At 73.9% G+C, this 25,634-nt stretch carries 21 protein-coding genes and 2 pseudogenes; 6 read left to right on the top strand and 17 right to left on the bottom strand.

Annotation, left to right across the window (positions count from 1 at the left end):
• The first annotated feature begins 88 nt into the window (after positions 1-88).
• Positions 89-898 carry an SDR family oxidoreductase gene (locus tag ACIPSJ_RS43835; RefSeq protein WP_401354591.1) on the top strand — a complete coding sequence of 270 codons (810 nt, stop codon included), beginning with the start codon at positions 89-91 and terminating at the stop codon, positions 896-898.
• 40 nt (positions 899-938) lie between these two features.
• Here ACIPSJ_RS43835 and ACIPSJ_RS43830 read toward each other — a convergent pair whose 3' ends face one another.
• Together ACIPSJ_RS43830 and ACIPSJ_RS43825 are read right to left on the bottom strand one after the other, a co-directional pair.
• The gene (locus tag ACIPSJ_RS43830) at positions 939-2,627 is read right to left on the bottom strand and encodes a DUF885 domain-containing protein (protein ID WP_401354588.1); all 1,689 of its coding nucleotides are present in this window, start codon (positions 2,625-2,627) and stop codon (positions 939-941) included.
• A 33-nt stretch (positions 2,628-2,660) separates the two neighbouring features.
• Positions 2,661-3,152 (bottom strand): Lrp/AsnC family transcriptional regulator, encoded by a 492-nt coding sequence (locus ACIPSJ_RS43825; protein WP_355719092.1) that lies wholly within the window; start codon positions 3,150-3,152, stop codon positions 2,661-2,663.
• A gap of 59 nt (positions 3,153-3,211) precedes the next feature.
• Between ACIPSJ_RS43825 and ACIPSJ_RS43820 the strand changes: the two genes are divergently transcribed.
• Positions 3,212-4,369, top strand: a complete 1,158-nt coding sequence (locus tag ACIPSJ_RS43820; RefSeq protein ID WP_401354586.1) for a trans-sulfuration enzyme family protein — start codon at positions 3,212-3,214, stop codon at positions 4,367-4,369.
• A 100-nt stretch (positions 4,370-4,469) separates the two neighbouring features.
• On the opposite strand, the gene ACIPSJ_RS43815 is transcribed toward ACIPSJ_RS43820, so the two are convergent.
• From ACIPSJ_RS43815 to ACIPSJ_RS43780, 8 genes and pseudogenes are all read right to left on the bottom strand, one after another.
• A complete protein-coding gene (locus ACIPSJ_RS43815; protein WP_401354583.1) occupies positions 4,470-5,867 on the bottom strand; it encodes a GNAT family N-acetyltransferase in 1,398 nt (465 codons plus the stop codon).
• A gap of 114 nt (positions 5,868-5,981) precedes the next feature.
• The gene (locus ACIPSJ_RS43810; RefSeq protein ID WP_401354580.1) at positions 5,982-8,642 is read right to left on the bottom strand and encodes a DUF6493 family protein; all 2,661 of its coding nucleotides are present in this window, start codon (positions 8,640-8,642) and stop codon (positions 5,982-5,984) included.
• Positions 8,639-10,084, bottom strand: a complete 1,446-nt coding sequence (locus tag ACIPSJ_RS43805) for an SWIM zinc finger family protein (RefSeq protein ID WP_401354578.1) — start codon at positions 10,082-10,084, stop codon at positions 8,639-8,641. Before ACIPSJ_RS43805 ends, ACIPSJ_RS43810 begins: the two co-directional genes overlap by 4 nt.
• A gap of 141 nt (positions 10,085-10,225) precedes the next feature.
• Entirely contained in the window at positions 10,226-11,806 is a 1,581-nt protein-coding gene (locus tag ACIPSJ_RS43800) for an alkaline phosphatase D family protein (protein WP_401354575.1), read from the bottom strand.
• 107 nt (positions 11,807-11,913) lie between these two features.
• Positions 11,914-12,069, bottom strand: coding sequence for a hypothetical protein (locus ACIPSJ_RS43795; RefSeq protein ID WP_401354573.1), 156 nt, complete (start codon positions 12,067-12,069; stop codon positions 11,914-11,916).
• Positions 12,070-12,085: 16 nt separating this feature from the next.
• Positions 12,086-12,406, bottom strand: a pseudogene (locus ACIPSJ_RS43790) (PLP-dependent aminotransferase family protein); the annotation flags it as partial.
• Positions 12,407-12,575: 169 nt separating this feature from the next.
• Positions 12,576-13,406 (bottom strand): alpha/beta fold hydrolase, encoded by an 831-nt coding sequence (locus ACIPSJ_RS43785; protein ID WP_359219596.1) that lies wholly within the window; start codon positions 13,404-13,406, stop codon positions 12,576-12,578.
• A gap of 134 nt (positions 13,407-13,540) precedes the next feature.
• Positions 13,541-14,188, bottom strand: coding sequence for an NADPH-dependent F420 reductase (locus tag ACIPSJ_RS43780; protein WP_401354569.1), 648 nt, complete (start codon positions 14,186-14,188; stop codon positions 13,541-13,543).
• Between the two features lie 120 nt (positions 14,189-14,308).
• Here ACIPSJ_RS43780 and ACIPSJ_RS43775 point away from each other — a divergent pair, with 120 nt between their 5' ends.
• Together ACIPSJ_RS43775 and ACIPSJ_RS43770 are read left to right on the top strand one after the other, a co-directional pair.
• The gene (locus ACIPSJ_RS43775; protein WP_401354566.1) at positions 14,309-15,211 is read left to right on the top strand and encodes an RNA polymerase sigma-70 factor; all 903 of its coding nucleotides are present in this window, start codon (positions 14,309-14,311) and stop codon (positions 15,209-15,211) included.
• Between the two features lie 239 nt (positions 15,212-15,450).
• A complete protein-coding gene (locus ACIPSJ_RS43770; protein WP_401354564.1) occupies positions 15,451-16,212 on the top strand; it encodes a GntR family transcriptional regulator in 762 nt (253 codons plus the stop codon).
• A gap of 123 nt (positions 16,213-16,335) precedes the next feature.
• Here the strand turns inward: ACIPSJ_RS43770 and ACIPSJ_RS43765 are convergent, their stop codons facing one another.
• From ACIPSJ_RS43765 to ACIPSJ_RS43755, 3 genes are all read right to left on the bottom strand, one after another.
• A complete protein-coding gene (locus tag ACIPSJ_RS43765; protein ID WP_355719195.1) occupies positions 16,336-17,493 on the bottom strand; it encodes an ROK family transcriptional regulator in 1,158 nt (385 codons plus the stop codon).
• Positions 17,494-17,594: 101 nt separating this feature from the next.
• Positions 17,595-18,245 carry a response regulator gene (locus tag ACIPSJ_RS43760; RefSeq protein WP_401354561.1) on the bottom strand — a complete coding sequence of 217 codons (651 nt, stop codon included), beginning with the start codon at positions 18,243-18,245 and terminating at the stop codon, positions 17,595-17,597.
• Between the two features lie 14 nt (positions 18,246-18,259).
• Complete coding sequence (locus ACIPSJ_RS43755) at positions 18,260-19,414, bottom strand: sensor histidine kinase (RefSeq protein WP_401354559.1); 1,155 nt, start codon at positions 19,412-19,414, stop codon at positions 18,260-18,262.
• A gap of 109 nt (positions 19,415-19,523) precedes the next feature.
• Between ACIPSJ_RS43755 and ACIPSJ_RS43750 the strand changes: the two genes are divergently transcribed.
• Positions 19,524-20,447 carry an ABC transporter ATP-binding protein gene (locus tag ACIPSJ_RS43750; protein WP_401354556.1) on the top strand — a complete coding sequence of 308 codons (924 nt, stop codon included), beginning with the start codon at positions 19,524-19,526 and terminating at the stop codon, positions 20,445-20,447.
• Between the two features lie 278 nt (positions 20,448-20,725).
• Positions 20,726-20,818, top strand: a pseudogene (locus ACIPSJ_RS43745) (ABC transporter permease); the annotation flags it as partial.
• 398 nt (positions 20,819-21,216) lie between these two features.
• On the opposite strand, the gene mug reads toward ACIPSJ_RS43745, so the two are convergent.
• From mug to ACIPSJ_RS43725, 4 genes are all read right to left on the bottom strand, one after another.
• Positions 21,217-21,762 carry a G/U mismatch-specific DNA glycosylase gene (gene mug / locus ACIPSJ_RS43740; protein WP_401354861.1) on the bottom strand — a complete coding sequence of 182 codons (546 nt, stop codon included), beginning with the start codon at positions 21,760-21,762 and terminating at the stop codon, positions 21,217-21,219.
• Positions 21,759-23,210 (bottom strand): adenylosuccinate lyase, encoded by a 1,452-nt coding sequence (gene purB / locus ACIPSJ_RS43735; protein ID WP_401354553.1) that lies wholly within the window; start codon positions 23,208-23,210, stop codon positions 21,759-21,761. The genes mug and purB overlap by 4 nt, the downstream gene beginning before the upstream one ends.
• Positions 23,211-23,286: 76 nt before the next feature.
• Positions 23,287-24,021, bottom strand: coding sequence for a GntR family transcriptional regulator (locus ACIPSJ_RS43730; protein ID WP_401354550.1), 735 nt, complete (start codon positions 24,019-24,021; stop codon positions 23,287-23,289).
• Between the two features lie 80 nt (positions 24,022-24,101).
• The gene (locus ACIPSJ_RS43725) at positions 24,102-25,589 is read right to left on the bottom strand and encodes an aldehyde dehydrogenase (RefSeq protein WP_401354548.1); all 1,488 of its coding nucleotides are present in this window, start codon (positions 25,587-25,589) and stop codon (positions 24,102-24,104) included.
• Positions 25,590-25,634 lie beyond the last annotated feature (45 nt).

Here is a 25,634-nt window from a genome sequence, read left to right as displayed (position 1 = left end):
CGCCGGGCGGTCGTTTCCTTCCGTTCCTTCTGTTGCCTCGGTTTATTGGGTCGCCGCCCGGGCCGCGTCCTCCCTAGCATGATCCGCCATGCCGTCCGAAGAGCAGCTCCGCCGTGACCCCCTGCCCCTGCGCGGCCGCAGCGCCCTCGTCACCGGCGCTAGCCGGCGGGCCGGTATCGGGCATGCCGTCGCCCGGCGGCTCGCCGCGTACGGGGCGAGCGTCTATCTGCACCACCACGTTCCGCACGACTCCGCCATGCCCTGGGGCACCGACCGTGTCGAGGACGTCGTCGCCTCCGTGCGCGAGGCGCTCGGCGACCCCGGCGCGCGGGTCGTGGCGGGACCCGGTGACCTGGCCGATCCGGCCGAACCCGCCCGGCTGGTCGAGCGGGTGGTCCGGGAGTTCGGCGGTCTCGACATCCTGGTCGCCAACCACGCCCTCAGCGGCTCCGACGGCACCCTCGACGCGATCGACGCGGCCATGCTGGACGCCCACTGGGCGGTGGACACCCGCTCGGTGCTGCTGCTCGTCCAGGCGTACGCCCGGCAGGCCCGGCCCGGTGGGCGGGTCGTGATGATGACCTCGGGGCAGGACCAGGGCGACGGGATGCCGGGCGAGCTCGCGTACGCCCTCCAGAAGGGCGCCCTCGCCTCTGTCACCCGGTCCCTCGCCACCGCTCTCGCCGGCCGCGGGGTCACGGTGAACACGGTGAACCCCGGTCCCGTGGACACCGGTTACGCGACCGGCGACGTCCACGCGGCCGTCGCGGCGCGCTTCCCGGGCGGGCACTGGGGCCGGCCCGACGACCCGGCGCGGCTCATCGCGTGGCTGGCCACGGACGAGGGGCGCTGGGTCACCGGGCAGGTCGTCAACTCCGAGGGCGGCTTCCGGCACTGACCCGGAACGAGGCCTACGGCTCCGACGTGCCGTCGGCCCGTCAGAGCTGGGCCAGCTCCGCCACCAGGTCGTCCAGGCCCAGCGAACCCTGGGACAGGGCCGCCATGTGCCAGGCCTTGAGGTCGAAGCCGGCGCCCCGCCGCTCCCGGGCCTGCTCCCGGCCCAGCAGCCAGGCCCGCTCGCCCAGCTTGTAGCCGATCGCCTGGCCCGGCATGGACAGGTAGCGGGTCAGCTCGCTCTCCACGAAGTCCGCGGGACGGCTGCTGTGCGCGCCGAAGAACTCCTGCGCCAGCTCCGGCGTCCAGCGCTCCCCGGGGTGGAAGGGCGAGTCGTCCGGGATCGCCAGCTCCAGGTGCATGCCGATGTCGATGATGACCCGCGCGGCCCGCATCATCTGCGCGTCCAGGTAGCCCAGGCGGCGCTCCGGGTCGGTGAGGAAGCCCAGTTCGTCCATCAGCCGCTCCGCGTACAGCGCCCAGCCCTCGGCGTTGGCGCTGACCATGCCCACGCTCGCCTGGTAGCGGGAGAGGTTCTCGGCGATGTGCTTCCACTGCGCCAGCTGGAGGTGGTGGCCGGGCACCCCCTCGTGGTACCAGGTCGAGACCAGGTCGTAGACCGGGAACCGGGTCTGGCCCATGGTCGGCAGCCAGGTGATGCCGGGGCGCGAGAAGTCGTCCGACGGGGGCGTGTAGTACGGCGCCGCCGCGCTGCCGGGCGGCGCGATCCGGGACTCCACCCGGCGGACCCGCTCGGCCAGGTCGAAGTGGGTGCCGTCGAGCTTCTCGATGGCCTCGTCCATCACGGACTGCAGCCAGCCGCGCACCTCGTCGACGCCCTCGATGTGGGTGCCGTGCTCGTCCAGGTGCGCTAGCGCCACCCACGGGGTCTCGGCGCCGGGCAGGATCTTCTCGGCCTCGGTCCGCATCTCGCCGAGCAGCCGGTGGTACTCGGACCAGCCGTACGCGTACGCCTCGTCCAGGTCGAGGTCGGTGCCGTTGAAGTAGCGGACCCAGCGGGCGTACCGCTCGCGCCCGACCACGTCCGGCGCGCCCTCGATCGCCGGCGCGTACACGTCCCGCATCCAGTCGCGCAGCGCGACCACGGCCTCGGTGGCGGCCCCGGCCGCCTCGTCAAGACCGGTGCGCAGCGCCTCGGGCCCGGACGCCGCGAACTGCTCGAACCAGCCCTTGCCGTCGCCGGTGTCGGCCCACTCGCCGAGCTGTCCCACGAAGGTGGCGGTGGCCCGCGGGCCCGCGTACAGCTTCCGGTCCAGGCCGAGTTCGAGGGACTGCCGGTAGCCCTCCAGCGCGGTCGGCACCGCGCGCAGCCGCTCGACGACCGCCGCCCAGTCCTCCTCGGTGGCGGTGGGCGTCACCGTGAACACCTGGCGCACCGCGTGCGCGACCGAGCTCAGGTTGCTGACGGACCGCAGGCTCTCGTCCGCCTCGTGCACGGCCAGGGAGGCGGTGAGCCGCTCGCGCAGCAGGCGTGCGCAGCGCCGCTCGATGTCACTGTCGGCGCCGGGCTGCCGCTCGGCCTCCGCCAGCCTGGCGAGCGTGTCGCGCTGGAGCCGGGCGACCGCTTCGTCACCCGCCGGCGAGGTGTCGGGCAGCCGGCTCGAACTCTCTTTGACGCCGAGGAACGTACCGGTGATCGGATCGAGGGCGATGAGTTCGTCGACGAAGGCGTCGGCGACCTGACGGGGCAGCGGGTTACTGGTCTGTGACATGCGGTCCATCCTCGTACGACGGACCGCCGCGCGTCACGGGGATTGAGCCGACGACACGGGCGGGAGCAGCGGCCCGCACTCCCACTGCTGGAAGATCAGCCGGGTCTCCACCCGGGCCACCTCGCGCCGCGAGGTGAACTCGTCCAGGACCAGCCGCTGCAGGTCCGTCATGTCCGCCACGGCCACGTGCACCAGGTAGTCGTCGGGACCGGTCAGGTGGAACACCGTCCGCGACTCCGGCAGCGCCCGGATCCGCTCCACGAACGGCCCCACCAACTCCCGCCGGTGCGGCCGCACCTGCACCGAGAGCAGCGCCTCCAGGCCCCGCCCGAGCTTGGCCGGATCCAGCTCCAGGCGGTGCCCGAGGATCACCCCGGACCGCCGCAGCCGGGTCACCCGGTCCAGACACGTCGACGGCGCCACGCCCACCTGGGCGGCGAGCTCGCGGTAGGTGCTCCGGGCGTCGTTCTGCAGCAGCCGCAGCAGGTGCAGATCCACCGGATCCAGTACGACGGAATCGGCCATGGCCCGAACGTTACACGGTGTATCGCCCGCACGGCCCGCCCGATGTTCACCCTTCCGCCATGGACTCCGTGAGCATTCGTGACCACGTATCCGGCGCCCCGCGCGCCCTGGCCACCGAGGCCGTGCACGCCGGCCGCGACGACCTCGCCCGCCAGGGCCTGCACACCCCGCCGATCGACCTGTCGACCACCTACCCCTCGTACGACAGCCGCGCCGAGGCCGCCCGCATCGACGCCTTCGCCACCGACGGCGCGGACCCCGCGGGACCCCCGGTCTACGGCCGGCTCGGCAACCCGACGGTCGCCCGCTTCGAGACCGCCCTGGCCCGCCTCGAAGGCACCGAGTCCGCCGTCGCCTTCGCCAGCGGCATGGCCGCCCTGTCCGCCGTTCTCCTGGCCCGCGCCGCGACCGGCCTGCGCCATGTCGTCGCCGTACGGCCCCTGTACGGCTGCAGCGACCACCTCCTCACCGCCGGTCTCCTCGGCACCGAGGTCACCTGGACCGACCCGGCCGGCATCACCGACGCGCTGCGCCCCGACACCGGCCTGGTACTGGTCGAGTCCCCGGCCAACCCGACCCTCGCCGAACTCGACCTGCGGGCCGTCGCCCACGCCTGCGGCACAGTCCCGCTGCTCGCCGACAACACCTTCGCCACGCCCGTGCTGCAACGCCCCGCCGCACACGGCGCACGCCTCGTCCTGCACAGCGCCACCAAGTACCTCGGCGGCCACGGCGACGTCCTGGCCGGAGTGGTCGCCTGCGACGAGGAGTTCGCCGGGCAGCTCCGGAAGATACGGTTCGCGACCGGCGGCGTCCTGCACCCGCTGGCCGGCTACCTCCTGCTGCGCGGCCTGGCCACCCTCCCCGTCCGGGTCCGCGCCGCCTCCGCCACCGCCGCCGAACTCGCCCGCCGCCTCACCGCCGACCCACGTGTCGCCCGCGTCCGCTACCCCCGCCTGGGCGGCGCGATGATCGCCTTCGAGGTGTACGACGACCCGCACGAGGTCGTCTCCCGGGTACGGCTGATCACCCCCGCCGTCAGCCTCGGCAGCGTCGACACCCTCATCCAGCACCCGGCGTCCATCAGCCACCGCATCGTCGACGCCGACGACCGCCGCGGCGCCGGCGTGAGCGACCGGCTGCTGCGGCTGTCGGTGGGCCTGGAGGACGTGGACGATCTGTGGGCGGACCTGGACTGGGCATTGGGGTCCCGCTGACGCGCCCCTCAGGGGCGCGGGGCTGTATTCGTGTGCGGCTACCGCCGCGCGGGCGCGACCAGCCCCCGCGCGCCGGCAGTCACCGGACCGTCCTCGGCCCCTACGGCGCTTCGGCCCTCTCGGCCTCACCCGCACGAGAGAGCCCCGTGACTCCCACGGCATCCAAGCGCGCGGTGATGACGAGCGTCCCCTCCTCGATCTGATAGTCGAGCGGCAACCCCAGCGCCCGCATCGCCGCCACCATCCCCGTGTTGGACGCCTGCGTCACCGCGTACACGCTCTCGCAGCCCGCCTCGACGGCCATCCCGACCAGCCGGCCCAGCAGTTCACCGCCGATACCGCGCCGCTGCCAGTCGTCCTCGACGAGCAGCGCGACCTCCGTCTCGTCCCCGTCCCACAGCAGGTGGCCGAGGCCGACGATCCGGCCCGACGCGGTCTGCACCGCCAGGGTCCGGCCGAACCGCGGGCTGAGCAGGTGGTTCAGATAACGGTCCGCGTCCCCGACCGGCCCGTGGTAGCGCAGCCCGAGCGTGCGCGTCGAGCACCGCTCGTGCATGGCCTTGGCCGCCTCCAGGTCACCGGTGTCGGCCCGGCGCACGGTGATCGCGTTGCCCTCGGGCAGCGTCAGCACGTCCTGGCTGCGCGGGATGCGCGGGCCGAGCCGGGCGTCCAGCTCCACCAGCGCCCGCGCCCGCGCGAACTCGGTGGGCGTGAACGGCAGATACGGCCGCTCCACGGTGATCACTCCGCCTTCCGGTGCGCGCAGCCGCACCACGGTGTCCTCCAGGGCCCCTTCGACGGGTACCGTCTCGGGGCTCCGGGCCCCGCCGACCGGATGGGCGGGGAGTGAACGGATGGTGCACCGTCCCAACAACTGCCGGAGGGCCAGCGGAAGTTCCGCCGCGTCCAGCGCCGTACGGGTCGCCAGGCCGAGGACCCTGGTCGGGGCGTCCACCAGATCGTGCGCGTCGGCCCGCTCGATCCAGGTGTCGGTGCCCCCGGCCAGCGCGACCGCCCGGGTGATCTCAGCGGCGGTCAGCTCCCCCGGGGCCCGCAGCAGGAACTCGTCCACCGTGCCGTCGCCCAGCGGATGCGTCTGCAGGCTGAGGATGTCCACCCGGTGTCCGGCGAGCCCGGTGCACAGGGCGGCCAGCGATCCCGGCTCGTCCCGCACCGTCGTCCGCAGCCGCCACAGCGTGGTGTCCCCACCGGCCCCGGCCTGACCCGTCGCGGAGACGGTCGGCCGGGTGCCGGTATCGGTATCCGTCACCGGCGGTGCGTGACCTGGGCGCCTCGCCCACCAGACGTGGAAGCCCGCGGTCGCCGCCAGCACCAGCGCCGAGATCACCAGGAGGGCCGGACCGTCGGGGCCGTGGCCGATCAGGTTCGCCGCCGCGTCCGCCACCGCGACGGCCGTGAACAGGGCGGCGAGTTCGACGACGTCCCGCCGCCAGTGGTGCACGGGCCGTCCGTGCCGTGCGCGTGTCACATCAGACATGTCTCGAGTCATGCATCCACTGTGAAGGAAGGGTGTTGCGTGATCACGAACGCTCTGTGACCGATGGGTAAAGCATGCTTATGTTCTTTTTGCGTACTTTTTTGCCGCTCCCTGTCAGGCGGCCGTCTCCTCGGTCAGCGCCTCCCGCAGCCGACGGGCCTGGACCACCAGCCGGGAGGAGCCGCGCCGTGCCGCCGCCTGCGAGAGATGGGGCAGCACACCGCGGGCCCCGGACCGCTCGGCGCACTCGGCGGCGACCGAGAGCAGCTCCCCGAGCCCGCGCGCGGAGGCCGGCACGGTCGTGCCCGCCGTCGCGAGGTCGGCGAGCTGCACCGGCAGGGTGTGCCGGAGCATCTCCCATATCGTCGTGTTCGCCCCGGTGGCCGCCGCCGTCCGTGCCGACTCGGCCAGCCGCAGCGGCTTCACCGCACCCCGCCGGACCAACTGTCCCAGGTCGGCACCGAGCCGCTCCGCGTCGAGCTGTCCGCGCGCGGCGAGCACCAGCAGCGCGTCCACCGCGGCCAGCCGGTCCTCCGGATGCCGGGCACCCAGCCCGTACGCCAGGCACAGAAGCGTGCTCTCGCCCGCCGGGCCGCCGGACTCGGCGAGCAGCGGGAGAGCGGCCGCCGTGCCCCGCTGGTCGTCCACGGCGGCCTGGGACAGGTCGTGCAGCAGCCGCACGGCGACCAGTTCGCGCCGTTCCGGGAGCGTCGCCAGCCAGTGCCGGTGGTTCTCCTGGCCCCAGTGGTAGCAGTACCGGCGGCCGTGGAACGGGGTGACCGGCCGGCCAAGGCGCCGGAACTCCTCGGGGAAGTCCGCCTGGAGTTCGAGGACCTCACCCGCCTCGACCAGGATCCGCACCCCCGAGGTACGGCGGCGGGACGTGGGCTGGGCGGGCTCCTCGGCGGACAGCCAGCGCGCGAGCCGCTCGCCCTCCGGAGTGCCGAGCGCGGCTGCCCGCCCGGCCGCCGCCAGAGCGGCCGTACGGTCCTCGCGGCGCACCCGGAACAGCGCCTGCGCGAAGTCGGCGGCACCGACCCGGGCGCCCAGGCGGTGGTAGGCGTCGAGCCGGTCGACCAGTTCGCCCGGTTCGAGCAGCCCGGTGCTCCAGGTCGGCGTGGCCAGCAGCAACGGCTGCGGATCCGTCCTCATCCGGTGGGCCAGTTCACGCAGCCGTACGTCGAACACCCGGGAGAAACCGGTGTGCGCGCACTCGTGGTCGGCCGGTCCGCGCCGGAGGGCGGCGAGCAGGGTGTCCGTGCTCACGACCCCGAACAGCGCGGCCACGAGCAGTTCCAGGCCGTCCCGGGCACCGAGGAGGCCGTAGCGGGAGTTGCCGAAGTACTCGTCGGTGTGCCACCAGCGGTGCGCCTCGGGCTGCTTCCACCAGCGGGTCGCGGCCACCGGTCCGAGCGCTTCGCGCAGCGCCTCCTGGTCGCGGTGGGTGTGCCGGGCCAGCCCGTCCAGCGCCCGCTCGAACGCGGCCACGTCCCCGTCGGACGCCAGCAGGGCTCCGATCTCCTCGGCGAGTTCCACCGCCGAGTCCGGCGCCGGTGCCAGCCGGAACGGCTCCGGGGCCGGCGGCAGTACCTCCTCGTACACCTCGGTCGCCGGCTCGTGCGCGATCCCCAGCGCGGTGGCCGCCCGGGCACGCAGGGCCGGGCTCAGCCCCTCAGCGGCGGCGACGATCCCGGCCCGGGCCGCCGGTTCTTCGAGCCGCTTCGCATGCCGCTCGACCAGCTTCAGGGCCCGCTCCTGCACCTGGGTGTCCTCGTGCCCGAACGCCTGGCCCACGGCCGGCAGCAGCTCCGCCGCCGCGGCCGGCTCGCGGGTCAGCGCCTTGCCCAGCAGCACCAGTTGGGCACGCACCAGCTTCTTCTCGGTGCGGAACAACAGCCCTTCGGAGGCCTCGGCCAGCTGCCGCGGGGTGAGGTCGCCGTCGAGGGCGAGGGCGGCGAGGACCGACTGGGCGTGGGCGGCGACGGGGGAGGCGGCGTCCCGGGCCAGGGCCGTCCAGTCGGCGATCCTCGCGCGCTCCTCGTCCCGGGTGAGGGCGAGCAGGCCCAGCAGCGGCAGGAAGGTCCGGTGGTCGGTCGGGCCGCCGCCGCGCAGCAGCCGGGCGACACAGGCGTCGGTCACGGCCGTGCGGTCCAGCTCACCGGTGCGGGTCAGCTCGGCGAGGGCGCTCTGCCAGGAGCCGGGACCGTCGCCGAACAGCCAGCGGACCTCGCCGAGATCGGAGAGTTCGAACAGGCCGTTCACCAGCGGCGCGAGGTCCGGCTCGGCGCGCAGCCGGTCGACGAGCGGGGCCTGCCCCCGACCGTGGCCGATGTGCCTGACCCAGCCGACCACATAGGCGTCCGTCACCGGTACCTCACACCCCGAGGCGTGTACCAGCCCCGCCATCAGCCCGAACGACACGTCCGCCGAGACCGGCCGGGCGGCCAGCCGCCGGGCCACATCCGCCAGCCAGCCGGTGTCCCGGTCCGCCAGCGCCTTCAGCAGCGTCTCCGCCGGAGTCTGCTGCCAGCGCATGTCCGCACCGGCGATCCAGGTCGCGGCGGCCGCGGCCCCCGAGTGGCACATCGCGCCGGCCACCTGGAGGGCCGGGTACACCCGGCCGTTCCGCTCGGTCCAGGGCGTGGCCCGCAGCTCCTTGCGCAGGTTCTGCAACTCCGGCAGCAGCTTGCGCCGTTCGGCGTCCGTCATCCTCTTCAGCAGGAGCTCGGTCAGTCCCGTCCGACCCGCCCGCACCGCTTCCAGCACCTCGCTCATCGCGCACCCCCGCCGATCTCCGCCATGTCCTGTCCGAAGTCCTGTCCCGCGTCCTGCCGCGCGTCCTGTCCTGCCGTGGCGCCCCGCCGCACCATCCGCACCGCCAGCGCGTGCTTGCACGGCCCGCGCCCGCCCCGGTACTTCGCCCACCACAGACAGCTGCAGCTCAGCACCCCCGCCGCGTCCCGCACCCGGTGCACATGGCCGTCCTCGGCCGTCACCGTTCCCAGATCGCCGTCCACGGCCACCGCGCCCGCGGCCACCAGCGCCCGGGCCGAGCGCAGCCGCGGGTTGTGCCGCTCCACGCGCCCCGCGTCGTAGGGGAGTTCGCGGTGGAAGTAGGCGGCCTCGGCCGTGTCGTACCCGACCCGTCCCGAGGTGCCGAGGCGGACCAGGGCCGCGCGGACCCGCTCCGGGGCGAGGCCCGAGGAGGCGGCCAGATCGGCGACGTCCACGCGGGGCTCCCAGGCCAGCAGCACCGCGATCAGCTCCGCGTCCTCGGCGGCCTCGTCGGTGGCGAGCGCGTCCAGCACACCGCCCTCGCCGGAGAACCCGCGGGCCGCGTCCGGCGACAGCGTCAGGGTGAGCCGCATCCCCGGCAGCACGACCTCCCAGGCGGCGGCCGTACCGGAGGCGGCGAGGGCGCCCTGCGGGCCGTACACCCGCAACGCCGTCGCATGGCGCAGGACCCGCTGCAGCGCCGCGAGCCGCTCCGGGCCCGGCAGGCACACCGCGCCCGGCACCGGGCGGGTCGTCGGCCGCAGCGCCCGGCCCGCCGGCACCACCCAGCGCGGACCGGCCGCGCCCCGGCGCCCCGTGCCGCCGCGGGGGAGCGAGCGCAGGAAGCGCACGGCCTCGTCCGCCGGGAGCTCGGCGCGCAGGTCGAACCCGGCCGCTATGACCTGTGCCTCCGCGAAGCCGCGCAGCCAGCGGTCCGGGAGCGGCACCTTCTTCTCCACCACCGGTCCGTCCAGCGTGGTGACCGCCAGCTCCTCCGGCCCGACCCGCAGATGCAGCGGGTCGTCCGTGCCGAGCCGGGAAAGCGCCTCCCGCAGCGGGTTGTTGACGTCGACGTTCGTCGTGCCGTGCCCGACCTCGCCGCCGTCCAGGCCCGGCCGGAGGACGTCCAGCCGGGCATACACCCCGCCGCAGCCGGAGAAGGACTCGAAGCGCAGCCGGTCGCCGTTGCCCGTCACCACCGGGTCCAGCGAGGCGCGCAACTGCGGCTGGTAGTAGCGCGCGGCCGCCACGTCGGCCACCGCGAGCAGCCCGGCGGCGGCCACCTGGGGCGAGGTCAGAAAGCCCGCGAAGAAGCGCGGGTGGTCCGCCGTCCCGGTGGGTGTCGCACCCCGGGAGGTCTCAAGACCGAGACGGCGTCCGTCGGCGCCGGAGCGCAGCACGGAGGGTTGGCGATAGGCCACGGCCTGTGAAGATCGCGTCATGGGAAAAACCGTAGAGGCGACCACTGACAATCGGCCCTGACCTGCGAAAACTCCCTGTTCCAGGGTGAGTTCGGGGGATGCGGCAGGGCCGCGCACCGGGGGATGACGCCGGGGCGCGGCCCTGTGCAGAGCGTACGGGAGTTACTGGCCGACCCGGCCCGGCTGCAGGGTCCGGGTGAACAGCACGGTGCCGTCGTACTCGCGCAGACGTACCGTCAGTTCGCCGCTGTCGCCGTCGATGTCGACCTCGCCGAAGAACTGGTAGCCCTCCGCGGGTGACACGTTCGAGGCGGTCGGCGCCTTGACGAACACCCGGTCGGGGCCGAACGTGCCGTCCAGCGCGTTGGCCGGGAAGGCACCGGCGTTCAGCGGGCCGGAGACGAACTCCCAGAACGGCGCGAAGTCCTTGAACGCGGCCCGCGACGGGTCGTAGTGCTGGGCCGAGGTGTGGTGGACGTCCGCCGTCAGCCACACCGTGCCGGTGATCTTCCGGTGCTTGATGTACCGCAGCAGCTCCGCGATCTGCAGCTCACGGCCGAGCGGCGCGCCCGGGTCGCCCTGGGCGACGGCCTCGAAGTTCGCCCTGCCCTCCACCGGGTCGGGCACGACCAGGCCGAGCGGCATGTCCGCGGCGATCACCTTCCACACCGCCCGCGACCGGGACAGCTCGCGCTTGAGCCACTCCAGCTGCTCGGCGCCGAGGATGCCCTGCGGGTCGGTCGTCTGGTCGTCGGGCGAGTTCGCGTTGCGGTAGGTCCGCATGTCCAGGACGAACACGTCGAGGAGCGGGCCGTGGTGGTGGACCCGGTAGATCCGGCCGTCGGGACGGCCGCTGATCGTGGAGATCGGGAAGTACTCGGAGAACGCCTGCCGGGACCGCAGCGCCATGTCGTCCAGCTTGGTGCCGGCCGGGTAGGCGGTGCCGGTGCCGATGACCTCGCCCGGGTACCAGTTGTTGCGGACCTCGTGGTCGTCCCACTGGATGACGTTCGGCACCTGGGCGTTGAACCGGCGCAGCGCCTGGTCCAGCAGGTTGTAGCGGAAGTTGCCGCGGAAGTCGTCCAGCGTGACCGCGACGTGCGACTTCTCCTCCGAGGTGACGTTGCGGTACAGGCTGCCGTCGGGCAGCGCCTGGGTCGCCGAGATGACGCCGTCGGCGTAGATGTTGTCACCGCTGCACAGGAAGAAGTCGGGGTCCAGCTTCGCCATCGCGTCGAAGATGCGGTAGCCGCCGATGGACTCGTTGATGCCCCAGCCCTGTCCGGCCAGGTCGCCCGACCACACGAACTTCACGCCCTGACGGCGGCGCGCGGAGGCCGTCCGGAAGGTGCCGGCGACCGGTTCGCCGGTGCGGCGCGGGTCGTCGGGGTCGGCGAGCAGTACGCGGTAGTGGATCTGCTCGCCGGACGGCAGCCCGTGCAGCCGGGTGGTGCCGGTGAAGTCGCTGCCGGAACCGAGCAGCGGACCGTGCCACCTGCGGGCGTTGCGGAAGGACTCGGTGGCCGAGGTCTCCACGATCATCCGGGCCGGCCGGTCCGAACGGACCCACACCAGGCCGGAGCCGGCGGTCACGTCGCCCGCCTGGACGCCCCAGTCCGCGCGGGGACGCCCGGACAGTGCGAACGCCGGCGCCGAACCGAGCGCCGTGGGCAGGGTCAGGGCCGCCGACGCGGCGAGCGAGCCGCGCAGCACGCTGCGGCGGCCGGGGAGCGAAAGGGACATGGAAGGGCCTCCAGGGCGGGATCCGGCCAGTTGTGCACCGCCACAACTACTGGGGCGCCGCAGCGCGCACGGAAACCGCGGGTGAACAACTGACCGGGCCGGGAAGGTCACCCGGCAACCGCTTGCGCCATCAGCCGCACCCCCTCCCGGATCCGCGCCGGCGGCAGATGCGCGTACCCGAGCACCAGCCGTACGGCGGACTCGTCGCCCCGCGCGTGCGCGCACGCGCCGAGTGACCGCACCGCCACCCCCGCGGCGGCCACCAGCCGTACGAAACGGGGCCCGGTCGAGCAACTGGGTGCGGCGGTCGGCGGAGTAGGTGATTCCGGTCGGGTACTGGTGGGCGGGGGTCGTCACCACCGCGCGGACGCCCGACTTGCGCGGCGGGCGCAGGGCGAGGCTCTCGTCGTCCAGGGGCAGCGGTACCGCCCGGGTCCCGGCCGCCTCGTAGAGACCGTCGTGCCGCGGGCTGCCGGGGTCCGCCACCGCGATCTCGCGCGGCCCGCGCGCGTGCAGCACGGATCCGGGCAGGGCCGCCGCCCGCGCCACTCCGGAGACGACCACGATCCGCTCCGGGTCGGCGGCCACGCCCCGGCGCCGTCCTGCTCACCGGCCGGCGCTCGCGGGGATTCCGGGTCGCCTCGGTCGTCGGTCAGTGGCGGCGGGTGCCGGACCCCGCCGCACCCGTCGATCGGCGCCCGCGGGGACCCCGGCCGCTGCGAGCCCCCGGACGGTGGCTGCCGGAGCCGTGGGGCGTGCCGGTCGGATGTCAGCGGCTGCCGTCGAGGATGACGCGGGCGACGAGGGCGGGGTCGTCGTTCATCGGGCAGTGGCCGCAGCCGGGGAGGCGGACCAGGCGGGCCTTGGGGATGATCTGCTTGGCGCGGACGCCCTGGCGGCGTACGAGCAGCATGTCCCGGGTGCCCCAGCCCACGGTGACGGGGATGCCGGGGATGTCGTCGCCGAACTGGACGGCGGAGCCCGCCCGCAGGGTGTCGGCGAAGCCGGTGGCCTGCGCGAGCGCGAGCGTCTCGGCGACCACGGCCTCGGGTGAACGGCGCGCCGGGCGGGCGTAGATGGTGCTCGTCAGGGCCGTCCGCCCGACGGCCGACCGGGACAGCCGCTCGACCAGCGGCAGCGGCAGCCGTTCGGCGATCCGCCGCATGGCGATGAGCACGCCGAAGGCGTAGCGCCGTTCGGCCTGCGACCAGAACCCGGCCGGGGAGAGGGCCGTGACGGACCGGACGAGCTTCTCGCGGCCCAGTTCCAGCGCCAGCAGCCCGCCGAGCGAGTTGCCCGCCACGTGCGGCCGGTCCAGCTCCAGCGTCTCGAACAGGGCGGCGAGCACGGCGTTGGTCGTCGGGAGGTCGTAGGCGAGCCCCGCGGGCAGACCGGGGGAGGCGCCGAAGCCGGGCAGGTCCACGGCGATCACGTCCCGCTCGGTCGCGAGGATGTCCACCACCGGGTCCCAGGCCTGCCGGTGATGCCCTATGCCATGGATCAGGACCAGCGGCTCGCCGCGGCCCACGCGCGCGTAGGAGACGGTCACGTCCTGCTGGCCGTGCGCGGCCGGGACCTTGAAGGAGACGGTGGCGGACATGGGGGCTCCTCGTCTGGGACTGCGGCGGGATGCCTGGGACCTCGGCGGACGCCGTGCCGTAGACAGCTTGTCAGCAATTGCTACTCGCGGGTAGTCCCCGGCGGGGTGTGTCGTGCGCCGCCCCGCGCGGGCCGTCAAAGCGCCCCGCGCAGCTCCAGGTTGAAATCGGGGTGCCCGAAGCGCTGCATGAGGGAGACCCACAGCGGCAGCCACATCTCCACCGCCCGCGAGGCCTCGATCCCGCCCAGGTCCAGCACCCGCTCGGCGGGCCAGCCGAACTCCCCGAGCAGCGCGGTCACCTGGGCCTTGGCGTCGGCGTCCGCGCCGCACACGAACAGGTTGTGCGCACCGGGCACCCGCGCCGGATCCACCATCACCTGGCAGTTGACCGTGTTCAGCGTCTTCACCACGCGCGCGTGCGGGAACGCCCGCTGGATCTGCTCGCCCACGCTGTCCGACCCGACCGGATCCAGCCGTATTCCGCCGTCCTCCACCGCCAGCGGGTTGGAGACGTCGACGAGGACCTTCCCGGCGAGATGCTCCGCGCCCGCCGCCTCCAGCGCCGCGAGCGCCACCCGGCCGCCCACCGCGTTGACGACCACCTCGGCGGCGGCCGCGGCGTCCGCGAACGTACCGGCGCGCCCGCCCGTCGACCGGGCCCACTCCAGGGCGGCCGGACTGCCCTCGGTGCGCGAGCCGAGCGTCACCTCGTGCCCCAGCTCCACCAGCTTGCCGCCCAGCGTGCGGCCCACCTCGCCCGTGCCCAGCACCGCGTACCGCATCGGCCACCTCCCCTGTCCGCCGCCGGCCACCGGCGGCCCGCCGATCATTCTGGGCCGGGCGCACGGGGGACGGAGCCATTCCGCCTGGACACGGGGAAACGTGTCGGATGGGATGGGGCCGTGACCGCCGACACCCTGACCGACGTCTTCGAGGAACACCGTCCCGCGCTCATGGGGGTCGCCTACCGCATGCTCGGCCGCGTGGCCGACGCGGAGGACGTGGTCCAGGACGCCTGGCTGCGCTGGTCCGGCGCGGACCGCGGCGACGTCCGCGAACCGCTCGGCTACCTGGTGCGCATCACCACCCGGCTCGCCATCGACCGGCTCCGCCAGATCCGGGCCCGCGGCGAGACCTACGTCGGTCCCTGGCTCCCCGAGCCGTACGTCACCGACTTCGGCACCACCGCCACGGCCACCGCCGCCGCCCCCGACGCCGCCGAGCGCGCCGAACTGGCCGACTCCGTCTCGCTCGCCGTCCTCGTCGTCCTGGAGTCGCTGTCGCCCCTGGAACGCGCCGTGTTCGTGCTGCGCGAGGCCTTCGGGTACCCGCACGCCGAGATCGCCGCCATGCTCGACCGGGGTGAGGCCGCGGTGCGGCAGCTGGCCGGGCGCGCCCGCCGGCACGTCGACGAGCGGCGCACCCGCTACGAGGTCGACCCGGCCCGGCGCAGGGACCTGACCGAACGGTTCCTCGCCGCCGCGGCCGGCGGCGACCTGGAGGGGCTGATGGCCCTGCTCGCCCCCGACGTGCGCCTGGTGAGCGACGGCGGCGGCAAGGCGTCGGCGGCGCTGCGCGTCATCGTCACCCCCGGCAAGGTCGGCCGGTTCCTGCTCGGCGTCGCCCGCAAGGAGGGTGCCGGGATGTCCTTCCGCTTCCTGGAGCTCAACGGCGGCCCGGCGGTGCTCCTGCTCGCCGACGGCCGGCCCGACAGCGTGTTCCAGCTGGACGTCGACGGGAGCGCCGTCCGGGCCGTCTACATCATCCGCAACCCCGACAAGCTGCGGTCGCTCTCCGGCCTCTGACCCCTGTGTCCGGCGGCTCCCGCACTGCGACGGGAGCTTTGCCGCCATGTCACGAAAATGCCCCCGCGCGAACGCCTCATGAACGGTGCATGGCACCGCTTTCTATGCGTTGCCCCAGGGATCGAGGATTGGTCTTGACCAAGGGTGTGCGCCGCCCTATGGTCGCAGATAAGTACAACAACCTTTAATAAACAAGGGCGCTAAAACGCCGCCGGACCACGGCGATTGCGGAGGACAGGGTGGGGACCACGCAGCTGGAATCGGTGCCGGAACCGAAGTACTGGCATCTCAAGACCGTGCTCAGTGAGGCACTCGACTCGGAGTTCTCGGTCGGCGAGATCCTGCCCAACGAGCGCGACCTCGCCGCCCGCTTCGGGGTGGCCCGCGCCACGCTCCGTCAGGCCCTCGAACAGCTCGAACTGGAAGGCCGCCTGCAGCGCCGCCGCGGTGTCGGTACGACGGTCGCGCCCCCGCGGATGGGCGTGGCCGTGGGCACCGGCCGGCACGTCTGGCCCGGCGCCCCCGAGGACGCCTGGCAGCCCGTCGACTGCACCCTCGCGGTGCCGCCCGCCGCCGTCGCGGCCGCCCTGGAGACCGGCGCGGAGGAGCCCGTGCACATCGTGCGCCGCTCCCGTGTCTCGCACGGTCAGCCCGTCGCCGCCGAGCTGCTCTACGTCCCGGCCGCCTCGGTCCCGGACCTGACCGCGATCGACGCGCCGTCCGGAGCGGCACGCGCGCGTGCGGTGCTGCGCGAGCTGCAGCGCCTGGAGCTGGACGGCCAGAACCGCGCCGTGGAGCTCGGCTCGGCCCGCGCGGACGACGCCAAGGAACTCGACCGCCTCCCCGGCGCCCCGGTCCTGGTCGTCACCACCCGCTTCCTCGCCGCCGGCCGCGTCGCCGCGCTCTCCAGCGCCACCTACCGCGCCGACACCTGCCGCCTGACCTTCGGCGACTCCGGCGGCGTCGAGATCCACCACGGCCCCGAACAGCGGGCCTCGTAGCCACCGCACCGCACCAGATCGCGCCCCGGATCCCCTCCGGGGCGCGACACGTCTCCCGACTCGGCCGCTCAGCGGCGTCCGGTGACCGTGCCGTCCACCGTGACCGTCTCCCGACTCGGCCGCTCAGCGGCGTGCGGTGACCGTGCCGTCCACCGCGAACAGCTGCTCCTCCACATGGTCGAGGGCGAGCCGCAGCGCGCCCGTCGCCACCGCCGCCTCGCCGAGGAGCGACAGGGCGACCCGGGGCGGACGCAGACAGTAACGGGCCAGTTCGCGGCGGAGCGGCTCCAGGACGCCGTCGAGGCCGGCCGCCCAGCCGCCGATCACCACCAGCTCCGGGTCCAGGGCCAGCACCAGCGCGGCCACGTCGTGGACCAGCCGCTGGATGAACCGGTCGACGGCGGCCCGCGCCCGCGCGTCGCCCTTGCGGGCCAGCGCGAACACCTCGGCGACCGCCTGCTCGTCCAGCGGGTGCAGCGGCTCGTCGGTGGTGGACAGCAGCGTCTCCGGCGTCACCTCGCGGCCCAGCAGATGCAGCGCGCCGATCTCCCCGGCCGCCCCGCCGTAGCCCCGGTGCAGCCGCCCGCCGATCAGCGAACCGGCGCCCGGACTGAGTCCGGCCAGCACCATCACCACGTCGTCGGACTCGGTCGCGGCCCCCTTCCAGTGCTCGGCCACGGCCGCCGCGTTGGCGTCGTTCTCCACCAGCACCGGGCACTTGAAGGACCGGCTCAGCCGCTCGCCGAGGCGCAGCCCCGTCCACTCGGGCAGCGCGGTGCCCAGCCGTACCGTGCCGTCCGCCTCGACGATGCCCGGCGTACCGACCCCGACGGCCCGCAGCGAACTGCGCGCCACCCCGGCCCGGCGCAGCAGCTCGGCGACCGCGGTCCGCAGCCGCTCCAGCCGCTCGTCCGCGTCCGCCGTCTCGTCGACGTCCTTGGCCTGCGCCCCCAGCATCCGGCCGTCCAGATCGGACAGCAGCGCGGCGACGCGGTGCGGGCCGATCTCCAGGCCCAGCAGATGCCCGGCCTCGGCCCGGAACCGGAACCGCCGGGCCGGCCGCCCCTGCCGCCGGGCCGCGCCCTCCTCGGCCGCCGTCTCGACGACCAGACCCCCCTCGATGAGCCCTTCGACGACCCCCTCGACCGTCGGCCGGGACAGCCCCGTCACCCGGGTGATCTCCGTGAGCGTCGCGCAGTCCGTGGCACGCAGCGCGTGCAGCACCACCGCGGAGTTGATCCTCCGCAACAGCGACGGATCACCGCCGGTCAGCCCCGCCAACGTCCGTCCTCCCAGCTTGCCGAGCGTGTTGGCCGGATCGTACTTCCCCACAGACGACCCCGGCGAGTGTCCGGCGCCCCCTACCTGCCGGGGATTCCCGGTCAGCGGGGCGCGACGAACCCCGACTCGTACGCCGCGATCACCGCCTGGGTGCGGTCCCGCGCCCCGAGCTTCGCCAGCACCGCCCCCACATGGGACTTCACGGTCTCGGTCCCGACGACCAGCCGCCCGGCGATCTCGGCGTTGGACAGCCCCTGCGCCATGAGCCGCAGTACCTCGGCCTCCCGCCCGGTCAGCCGCGCCCATCCCAGCCCGTCCCGCCCGCCGCCCTCGCCGTACCGGGCGGCGAGCTGCCGTACCGAGGCGGGGAAGAGCAGCGACTCGCCCTCGGCGACCAGCCGTACCGCGTGCACGATCTCGGCGGGCCGGGCCCGCTTCAGCAGAAACCCGTCGGCACCCGCGCGCAGCGCCTCGTACACGTACTCGTCGTCCTCGAACGTCGTCACCACGAGGATCTTCGGCGGCTCGGCGACCGTGCGCAGCACCGCGCGCGTGGCCTCGATCCCGTCCAGCAACGGCATCCGTACGTCCATCGCGACCACGTCCGGCCGCAGCTGCCGCACCAGCGGGATCACCGCCGCCCCGTCCGCCGCCTCGCCGACCACCTCGATGTCGGGCTGCGCCTCCAGCACGGCCCGCAGACCGGCGCGTACGAGGGGTTCGTCGTCGACGAGGAGAACGGTGACCGGCATCCGGCCAGCGTAGATCAGCGCACCGGCAACTCGGCGTGCACCTGCCAGTCGCCCGCGTCCGGTCCGGTCCGCGCGCTGCCCCCGAGCAGGGCCGCGCGCTCGCGTATCCCGCGCAGCCCGCTGCCCCGCCCGGGCCCGGGTAGCGCGCCGGGGAGCGGATTGCGCACCTCCAGGCCGAGCACCCCGCCGGTCACGGTCACCCGGACCCGCACCGGTACCGGCCCCGCGTGCCGCAGCACATTGGTCAGCGCCTCCTGGAGGATCCGGTAGCCCTCCCGGGAGACCGGGCCCGGCACCGTCTCCAGCGCGCCGGTGACCTCCGCGTCCACCTTCGCCCCCGAGGCCCGCGCCGACTCCAGCAGCCGGTCGGCGTCGGTGAGCGTGGGCCGCCCGCTCACCGGCCGCCGCTCCTCGCGCAGCACGCCCAGCACCCGCTCCAGGTCCTCCAGCGCGCTACGGCCGGTCTCCTCGATGGCGGCCAGCGCCCGGTCGGTGAACTCCGGATCTCCCGCCGCCCGGGCCGCGCCCGCCTGCACCACCGCCACCGTCAGCGCATGCCCGATGGAGTCGTGCAACTCGCGCGCGATCCGGGTGCGTTCCAGCAGTTGCTCGGTGCGCTCCTCCAGGGCCGCGAGCCGCTCGGCGGCGGACGGGCCGAGCAGCCGCCGGGCGATCGCCGTGATCAGCTCCCCGAAACCGACGACCGCTCCGTAGAGGGCGATCAACGGGAGCGGGACCAGCAGGGCGTACGCCCAGTGCGGCCGGGCCGCGTCGAGCAGGGGGAGGCCGTCGGGTGCCCGGCCCGCCGCGAGCCGGGCGAGGTCGAACGCGATCGCCGGCAGCCACACCGAGACCATCGCACCCGCCGAGCCGAGGACCATCCGCGCCTCCAGCCACAGCACCGTGCGCCCCCGGTCCCGCCAGGTCGCCGACGGCGTCTCCGAGATCCCCGAGTCCGCCTCGCCCGGCGTGAGCAGCAGCCGCGCCTGCACGCCCTCGCCCCGGCGCACGGCGGGGATCAGCCCGACCGGGACCAGCACCAGGGCCGGCACCCACGGCGTCGACGGGTCGACGAACAGCCAGAGGCCCACGACGAGCAACGGCACCCACAGGTGCAGCAGTCGCGTGTACGTCGTCCCCCGCAGCAGCGGGCGCAGAAAGCGGGCCATGCGGACATCGTGACAGGCACCACTGACAACGGACCTCCCCCGGGCGGGGGAGACGATCCCCACCGGCGGGGGAGGAGCCCAACCCGCCCCACCGGCCAGAGTGTTGGCCATGACCAGCATCGACGTGCACGACCTCACCAAGGAGTACGGCGGCCGACGGGCCGTGGACCACCTCACCTTCACCGTCCACCCCGGCCGGGTCACCGGCTTCCTGGGCCCCAACGGCGCCGGCAAGTCCACCACCCTGCGGCTCGTCCTCGGCCTGGACCGCCCCACCTCCGGAACCGCCACGGTCGGCGGCCGCCCGTACCCCGAACTCCACGAGCCCCTGCGCCGGGTGGGCGCCCTGCTCGACGCCGACGCCGCGCACGGCTCCCGCACCGGACGCGACCACCTGCGCGCCCTCGCCGCGAGCAACCGCGTCCCGGACCGCCGGGTCGACGAGGTGCTGGAGGAGACGGGCCTCGCCCCCGCCGCCCGGCGCCGGGTACGGACGTACTCCCTGGGCATGCGTCAGCGGCTCGGCATCGCCGCCGCCCTGCTCGGCGATCCCGAGGTGGTCCTCCTCGACGAGCCCGCCAACGGCCTGGACCCCGAAGGCATCGTCTGGATCCGCCGGTTGCTGCGCCGACTGGCGGCGGAGGGCCGCACGGTACTGGTCTCCAGCCATCTGATGAACGAGACGGCCTCCTTCGCGGACCACCTGATCGTCCTGGGCCGCGGCCGACTGCTGGCCGACACCCCGGTCCGGGACCTCATCCACGCGCGCGTGCGGCCCGCGACCAGGGTCCGCACCACCGACGACGGGCAACTCGACAGACTGCTCACCCGGCACGGATACGAAGCGCGGCGCGGCGCGGACGGCGCCTGGACCGTGCGGCACGCGCGCGTGGAGGACATCGGGCGCGTCCTGGCCGACGCCGGCGTCCCCGTCCTCGAACTCGCCCAGGAGGAGGCCACGCTGGAGCAGGCCTACCTCGATCTGACGTCGGCGGAAGCCGAGTTCACCGCGCACCACCACCAGGAGGCCTGACCGTGCCCTTCCAGCCCTTCCAGCCCGTCCTGGACGCCGAGTGGATCAAGATCCGGACCCTTCGCCCGCTCGTCGGCGGCCTGGGCGCGCTCCTGGCCGTCACCGTCGCCTTCTCCGGACTCGTGGCGGCCGGCACCGACGACGGCTCCGACCCGCTCTTCACGGTGTTCTTCGGCGTCTCCTTCGGGCAGATCGCGGCGATCGCGTTCGGCGCCACCGCCGTCTCGTCCGACCTGCGGGGCGGCGCGCTGCGACTGGCCCTGTCCGCCGTACCCGACCGGCGGCGGTGGTTCGCCGCCAAGGCCACGGCGATCGCCCTGCCCGTGCTCGCCGTGGGCCTGGTCACCGGCCTCGCCACGCTGGCGCTGGGGAAGTACCTGCTCGGAGCGGCCGGTCCCCCGTGGGCCGTGGGGCTGCGCGGAGCGGTGGCCTGCGGTGTCTATCTGACGCTGATGGCCCTGTTCGCGGCGGGACTCACCGCCGTACTGCGTAGCGGCACCGCGACGCTGTCCGTCCTGATCCCGTTCCTGCTGACCGTGTCCTTCGTGATCGGCGACCTCTCCGGAGGCCTCGCCGACCTGCTGCCCGACCGCGCCGGCCAGGTGGCGCTCCACAGCACCCGGCACGGCTCCCTCGGCCCGTGGACCGGACTCGCGGTCACCGCGCTGTGGACGGCGGCCGCACTGCTCGCCGGCGCCCGGAGCCTGCACCGACGGGACGCCTGACCTCTCCGGTCCCCCCTCCGGTCCCCCCGGTGGGACCCCGGTGGTCAGCCCCGCGCCGCCTCCCGCAACCGCCCGAACTCCTCCGCCATCGTGGCCGCCGTCCAGTGCGCGTTCAGTCCGCTGGGGTTCGGCAGCACCCACACCCGGGTGTCGCCGATGGTCCGCTCCTGCGGTCCCATCCGGGCCTTGCGGTCGTCGAAGGCGGCCCGGTAGGCCGTGATGCCCACGATGGCCAGCCATCGCGGCCGGACCCGCTCCACCTTCGCCGTCAGCAGGCGTCCGCCCTCGGTGTACTCGGCGGCCGTCAGTTCGTCGGCCCGCGCGGTCGCCCGCGCCACCACGTTGGTGATGCCGAGTCCGTACGACGGCAACTCGCCCTGTTCCGCGGGCTTGAGCAGCCTCGGTGTGAAGCCGGACAGGTGCAGCACCGGCCAGAAGCGGTTGCCGGGGCGGGCGAAGTGGTGCCCGGTGGCCGCGGTCATCAGGCCGGGGTTGATCCCGCAGAACAGGACGTGCAGGCCGTCCGCGATCACGTCCGGGACGAGACGGTCGCGGGCGGCCTCCAGCTCCGCCGCCGCGAAGCGGGTCAGAGGATCGCTCCGGGCGTGTAGCCGGCCGCCTCCGGGTGCTGCTTGGCGATCTCCTCGATCCGGCCGACGACGACTCCGACCTGGGCGGCCGCCGCACCCGTGAAGGACAGCTTGTCGGCCATCAGGGCGGCGAGCTGCTCGCGGTCGAGCGGCAGCCGCTCGTCGGCCGCCAGCTTGTCCAGCAGGTCGTTGCGCTCGGCGCCCTGCTCACGCATGGCGAGCGCGGTGGCGACGGCGTTCTCCTTGATCGCCTCGTGCGCGACCTCACGGCCGACGCCCGCCCGCACCGCGCCCATCAGCACCTTGGTGGTGGCGAGGAAGGGGAGGTAGCGGTCCAGCTCACGGGCGACGACGGCGGGGAAGGCACCGAACTCGTCGAGGACCGTCAGGAAGGTCTCCAGCAGACCGTCGAGCGCGAAGAAGGCGTCCGGCAGAGCCACCCGGCGCACCACCGAGCAGGACACGTCGCCCTCGTTCCACTGGTCGCCCGCCAGCTCGCCGGTCATCGAGGCGTAGCCGCGCAGGATGACCATCAGGCCGTTGACGCGCTCGCAGGACCGCGTGTTCATCTTGTGCGGCATCGCCGAGGAACCGACCTGGCCCGGCTTGAAGCCCTCGGTCACCAGCTCGTGCCCGGCCATCAGCCGGACCGTCTTGGCCAGCGAGGACGGCGCCGCCGCCAGCTGCACCAGCGCGGTCACCACCTCGTAGTCCAGCGAGCGCGGATACACCTGGCCGACCGAGGTGAACGCCTGCGAGAAACCGAGGTGCCCGGCGATCCGGTCCTCCAGCTCGGCCAGCTTCGCCGCGTCCCCGCCCAGCAGGTCCAGCATGTCCTGGGCGGTGCCGACCGGGCCCTTGATGCCGCGCAGCGGGTAGCGGCCGAGCAGCTCCTCCACGCGGCCGTACGCCACGAGCAGCTCGTCGGCGGCGGTCGCGAAGCGCTTGCCGAGGGTGGTGGCCTGCGCGGCCACGTTGTGCGAGCGGCCCGCCATCACCAGCTCGGCGTACTCGCCGGCCAGCTTGCCCAGACGCGCCAGGACGGCCACCGAACGGTCACGGACCAGCTCCAGCGAGAGCCGGATCTGCAGCTGCTCGACGTTCTCCGTCAGGTCACGGGAGGTCATGCCCTTGTGCACGTGCTCGTGCCCGGCGAGGTCGTTGAACTCCTCGATCCGCGCCTTCACGTCGTGCCGGGTGACCTTCTCGCGCTCGGCGATGGAGGCCAGGTCTACGGTGTCGAGGACCCGCTCGTAGTCGGCGATCGCCGCGTCCGGCACCTCGATCCCGAGGTCCTTCTGGGCCCGGAGCACGGCGAGCCAGAGCTGCCGCTCCAGCTTCACCTTCTGCTCGGGCGACCAGAGCGTGGCGAGCTCGGCGGAGGCGTAGCGTCCGGCGAGGACGTTCGGGATACGGGGCTTGGCGGGTGCGGCTGAAGTCACGTGCACGGAGTTTACCCGGCGCCCCGCACCGCCTCCGGAGCGTCCACGGAGCAGACGCCCAGGTGAGGCCGGGACCGGACGGTCACCTCGGGGAACCGGGCCCTCCCGGGTCCCCCTCCGCCCGCTCCGCCCGCTCCCGTTCGTCCATCCCGGCCAGCAGCGCCTGATGGCTGCGCCGGACGTGCTCGCGCATGACCCGCTCGGCGCCGTCGCCGTCCTTGGCGAGGACGAGGTCCAGCACCCGGTGGTGCTCGTGGTCCGACTCGGTCAGGCGGCCCGGCTGGGCCAGTGAGGTGCGGACCAGCCGGGCGTAGGCGAGCTGGTTCATCAGGGTGCGGTAGTGCGCCTCCAGCTTGGTGTTGTCGGCGCCGACGACGATCAGGTCGTGGAACTCGTGCACCAGCCGCGCGTACCCCTCGGCGTCACCCGACCGCACCGCCTCGTCGGCCTCGCGCATGGTGTCGCGCAGCCGGGTCACCTCGGGCACGTTGCCCCGGAAGGCGAGCAGCCGGGCCGCGGCGCCCTCCAGCAGCTCCTTCATCTGGAACAGCTCGGTGATCTCCCGCCGCGAGGGCACCGCGACGAACGTGCCGACCCGCGGCCGTACCTCCACCAGGCCCTCGATCTGCAACTGCTTCAGGGCCTCACGGATGGGGGTACGGCTGACCCCGAAGGTCTCCGACAGCGCCATCTCGGACAGGCTGGAGCGCGGCGGCAGCTCACCGGTGATGATCATCTGCCGCAGCTCCTCGGCGACGCGCGCCTGCATGCTCGTCTGCTGGAGCGGCTTCCGTGCCCGGCCACTGGGTTCTTGCATGGTACGTGAACGTAGTCGGGGCCGTCGGGTGACGTCAACAGGCTGTGATGATGCCGGTCGCTCTGCCATACAAGGGTCGTTCATGACCGCAGGATGAACGGATCACCGGCCGGTTCCTCGCTCGTGTTGACCCACACGCTCTTCAGCCGCGTGTACTCCCGGATCACCTCCGTGCCGTGCTCGACACCCGTGCCGCTGCTCTTGAAGCCGGACCGCGGGGACATCGGCGACATCGACCGGTAGGTGTTGGCCCACACGGTGCCCGCCTCCAGCCGCGCCGCCATCCGGTGCACCCGGTTCACGTCCCGGGTCCACACGCCCGCGGCCAGGCCGTACGACGAGTCGTTGGCGATGGCCAGGGCCTCCTCCTCGGACGCGAACGGCAGGAGGGTGGCGACCGGGCCGAAGATCTCCTCCCGGCAGATCCGCATCGCGTTGTCGGTGCCGGTGAAGACCGTGGGGGAGTAGAACCAGCCGTCGAGACCGGTGTCGGGCCGGGTCCCGCCGCAGACCACCTTGCCGCCCTCGGCCAGTCCGAGTGCGACGTACGACTCGACCTTGGCCAGCTGGTCGGCGAGGGCCAGCGGGCCGAGTTCGGTGGAGTCCTCCAGCGGGTCGCCGATCCGGATGGTGGCGGCCCGCGCGGTCACCCGCTCCAGGACCTCGTCGTACACGTCCTCATGCACCAGGACCCGGCTGCCGGCCACACAGGTCTGGCCCGCCGCCGCGAAGATGCCCGCGATCACGCCCATCGACGCCGACGCCAGGTCGGCGTCCGGGAAGACGATGTTCGGTGACTTCCCGCCGAGTTCGAGCGTGCAGCGGACGAACCGGTCGGCGCAGGTGCGGGCGATACGGCGGCCGGTCTCGGTGGAACCGGTGAAGGTCACCTTGGCGACGTCCGGGTGCTCGGTGAGGGGGCCGCCGGCGGTCGGGCCGAAGCCGGTGACCACGTTGACGACGCCCGGCGGGAAGCCGGCCTCCTCGAAGAGCGGGGCGAGGGCGAGGAGGGAGGCCGAGGTGTGCTCGGACGGCTTGACGACCACGGTGTTGCCCGCGGCGAGGGCCGGGGCGAGCTTGGTCGCGGTGAGGAGGAGGGGGGAGTTCCAGGGGGTGATCGCGCCGACCACGCCGACGGGTTCGCGCAGCGTGTAGTTGAGCAGGTCACGGCTCGCGCCGGGGATGACCTCGCCGTGGATCTTGTCGGCCAGGCCGGCGTAGTAGTGGAAGTACTCGGGGAGACCGGCGAGTTGGGCGCGCATCTCGCGCAGGAGCTTGCCGTTGTCGAGGGTTTCGGTGCGGGCGAGTTCCTCGGCGTGCTCGCCGATGAGGTCGGCGAGGTCGCGCAGCAGGCGGCCCCGGCGGGTCTGGCTGAGGTCGCGCCAGCGGGGGTCCTCGAAGGCGGTGCGGGCGGCGCGGACGGCGCGGTCGACGTCCTCGGCGGTGCCGTTCGCTGCCTCGTACCAGGGCTGGGCCGTGGTGGGGTTGAGGCTGGGAAAGTACTCGCCGGAGGCCGGTGCGGTCCATTCGCCGGCGATGTAGTGGTCGTGGCGGGGGAGTGGGGGCATGCGGTGGGCTCCTCGGGTGCGGGTTGAGTGTGGTTGCTCGCGCAG

Origin of the sequence: Streptomyces sp. NPDC090088, assembly GCF_044747345.1 — a bacterium.
Taxonomy (GTDB): Bacteria; Actinomycetota; Actinomycetes; order Streptomycetales; family Streptomycetaceae; genus Streptomyces.
This window is presented reverse-complemented; position numbering and strand designations above follow the sequence as displayed.

Bases quoted from the DNA above. Each gene is read 5' to 3' on its own strand.
- ACIPSJ_RS43815 (WP_401354583.1), bottom strand. From the start codon at position 5,867: ATGTCTGATGTGACACGCGCACGGCACGGACGGCCCGTGCACCACTGG.
- ACIPSJ_RS43835 (WP_401354591.1), top strand. From the start codon at position 89: ATGCCGTCCGAAGAGCAGCTCCGCCGTGACCCCCTGCCCCTGCGCGGC.
- ACIPSJ_RS43730 (WP_401354550.1), bottom strand. From the start codon at position 24,021: ATGCAAGAACCCAGTGGCCGGGCACGGAAGCCGCTCCAGCAGACGAGC.
- ACIPSJ_RS43810 (WP_401354580.1), bottom strand. From the start codon at position 8,642: ATGAGCGAGGTGCTGGAAGCGGTGCGGGCGGGTCGGACGGGACTGACC.
- ACIPSJ_RS43805 (WP_401354578.1), bottom strand. From the start codon at position 10,084: ATGACGCGATCTTCACAGGCCGTGGCCTATCGCCAACCCTCCGTGCTG.
- ACIPSJ_RS43830 (WP_401354588.1), bottom strand. From the start codon at position 2,627: ATGTCACAGACCAGTAACCCGCTGCCCCGTCAGGTCGCCGACGCCTTC.
- ACIPSJ_RS43785 (WP_359219596.1), bottom strand. From the start codon at position 13,406: ATGTCCGCCACCGTCTCCTTCAAGGTCCCGGCCGCGCACGGCCAGCAG.
- ACIPSJ_RS43750 (WP_401354556.1), top strand. From the start codon at position 19,524: ATGACCAGCATCGACGTGCACGACCTCACCAAGGAGTACGGCGGCCGA.
- ACIPSJ_RS43820 (WP_401354586.1), top strand. From the start codon at position 3,212: ATGGACTCCGTGAGCATTCGTGACCACGTATCCGGCGCCCCGCGCGCC.
- ACIPSJ_RS43800 (WP_401354575.1), bottom strand. From the start codon at position 11,806: ATGTCCCTTTCGCTCCCCGGCCGCCGCAGCGTGCTGCGCGGCTCGCTC.
- ACIPSJ_RS43725 (WP_401354548.1), bottom strand. From the start codon at position 25,589: ATGCCCCCACTCCCCCGCCACGACCACTACATCGCCGGCGAATGGACC.
- ACIPSJ_RS43760 (WP_401354561.1), bottom strand. From the start codon at position 18,245: ATGCCGGTCACCGTTCTCCTCGTCGACGACGAACCCCTCGTACGCGCC.
- ACIPSJ_RS43755 (WP_401354559.1), bottom strand. From the start codon at position 19,414: ATGGCCCGCTTTCTGCGCCCGCTGCTGCGGGGGACGACGTACACGCGA.
- ACIPSJ_RS43825 (WP_355719092.1), bottom strand. From the start codon at position 3,152: ATGGCCGATTCCGTCGTACTGGATCCGGTGGATCTGCACCTGCTGCGG.
- ACIPSJ_RS43780 (WP_401354569.1), bottom strand. From the start codon at position 14,188: ATGCGGTACGCGGTGCTGGGCACGGGCGAGGTGGGCCGCACGCTGGGC.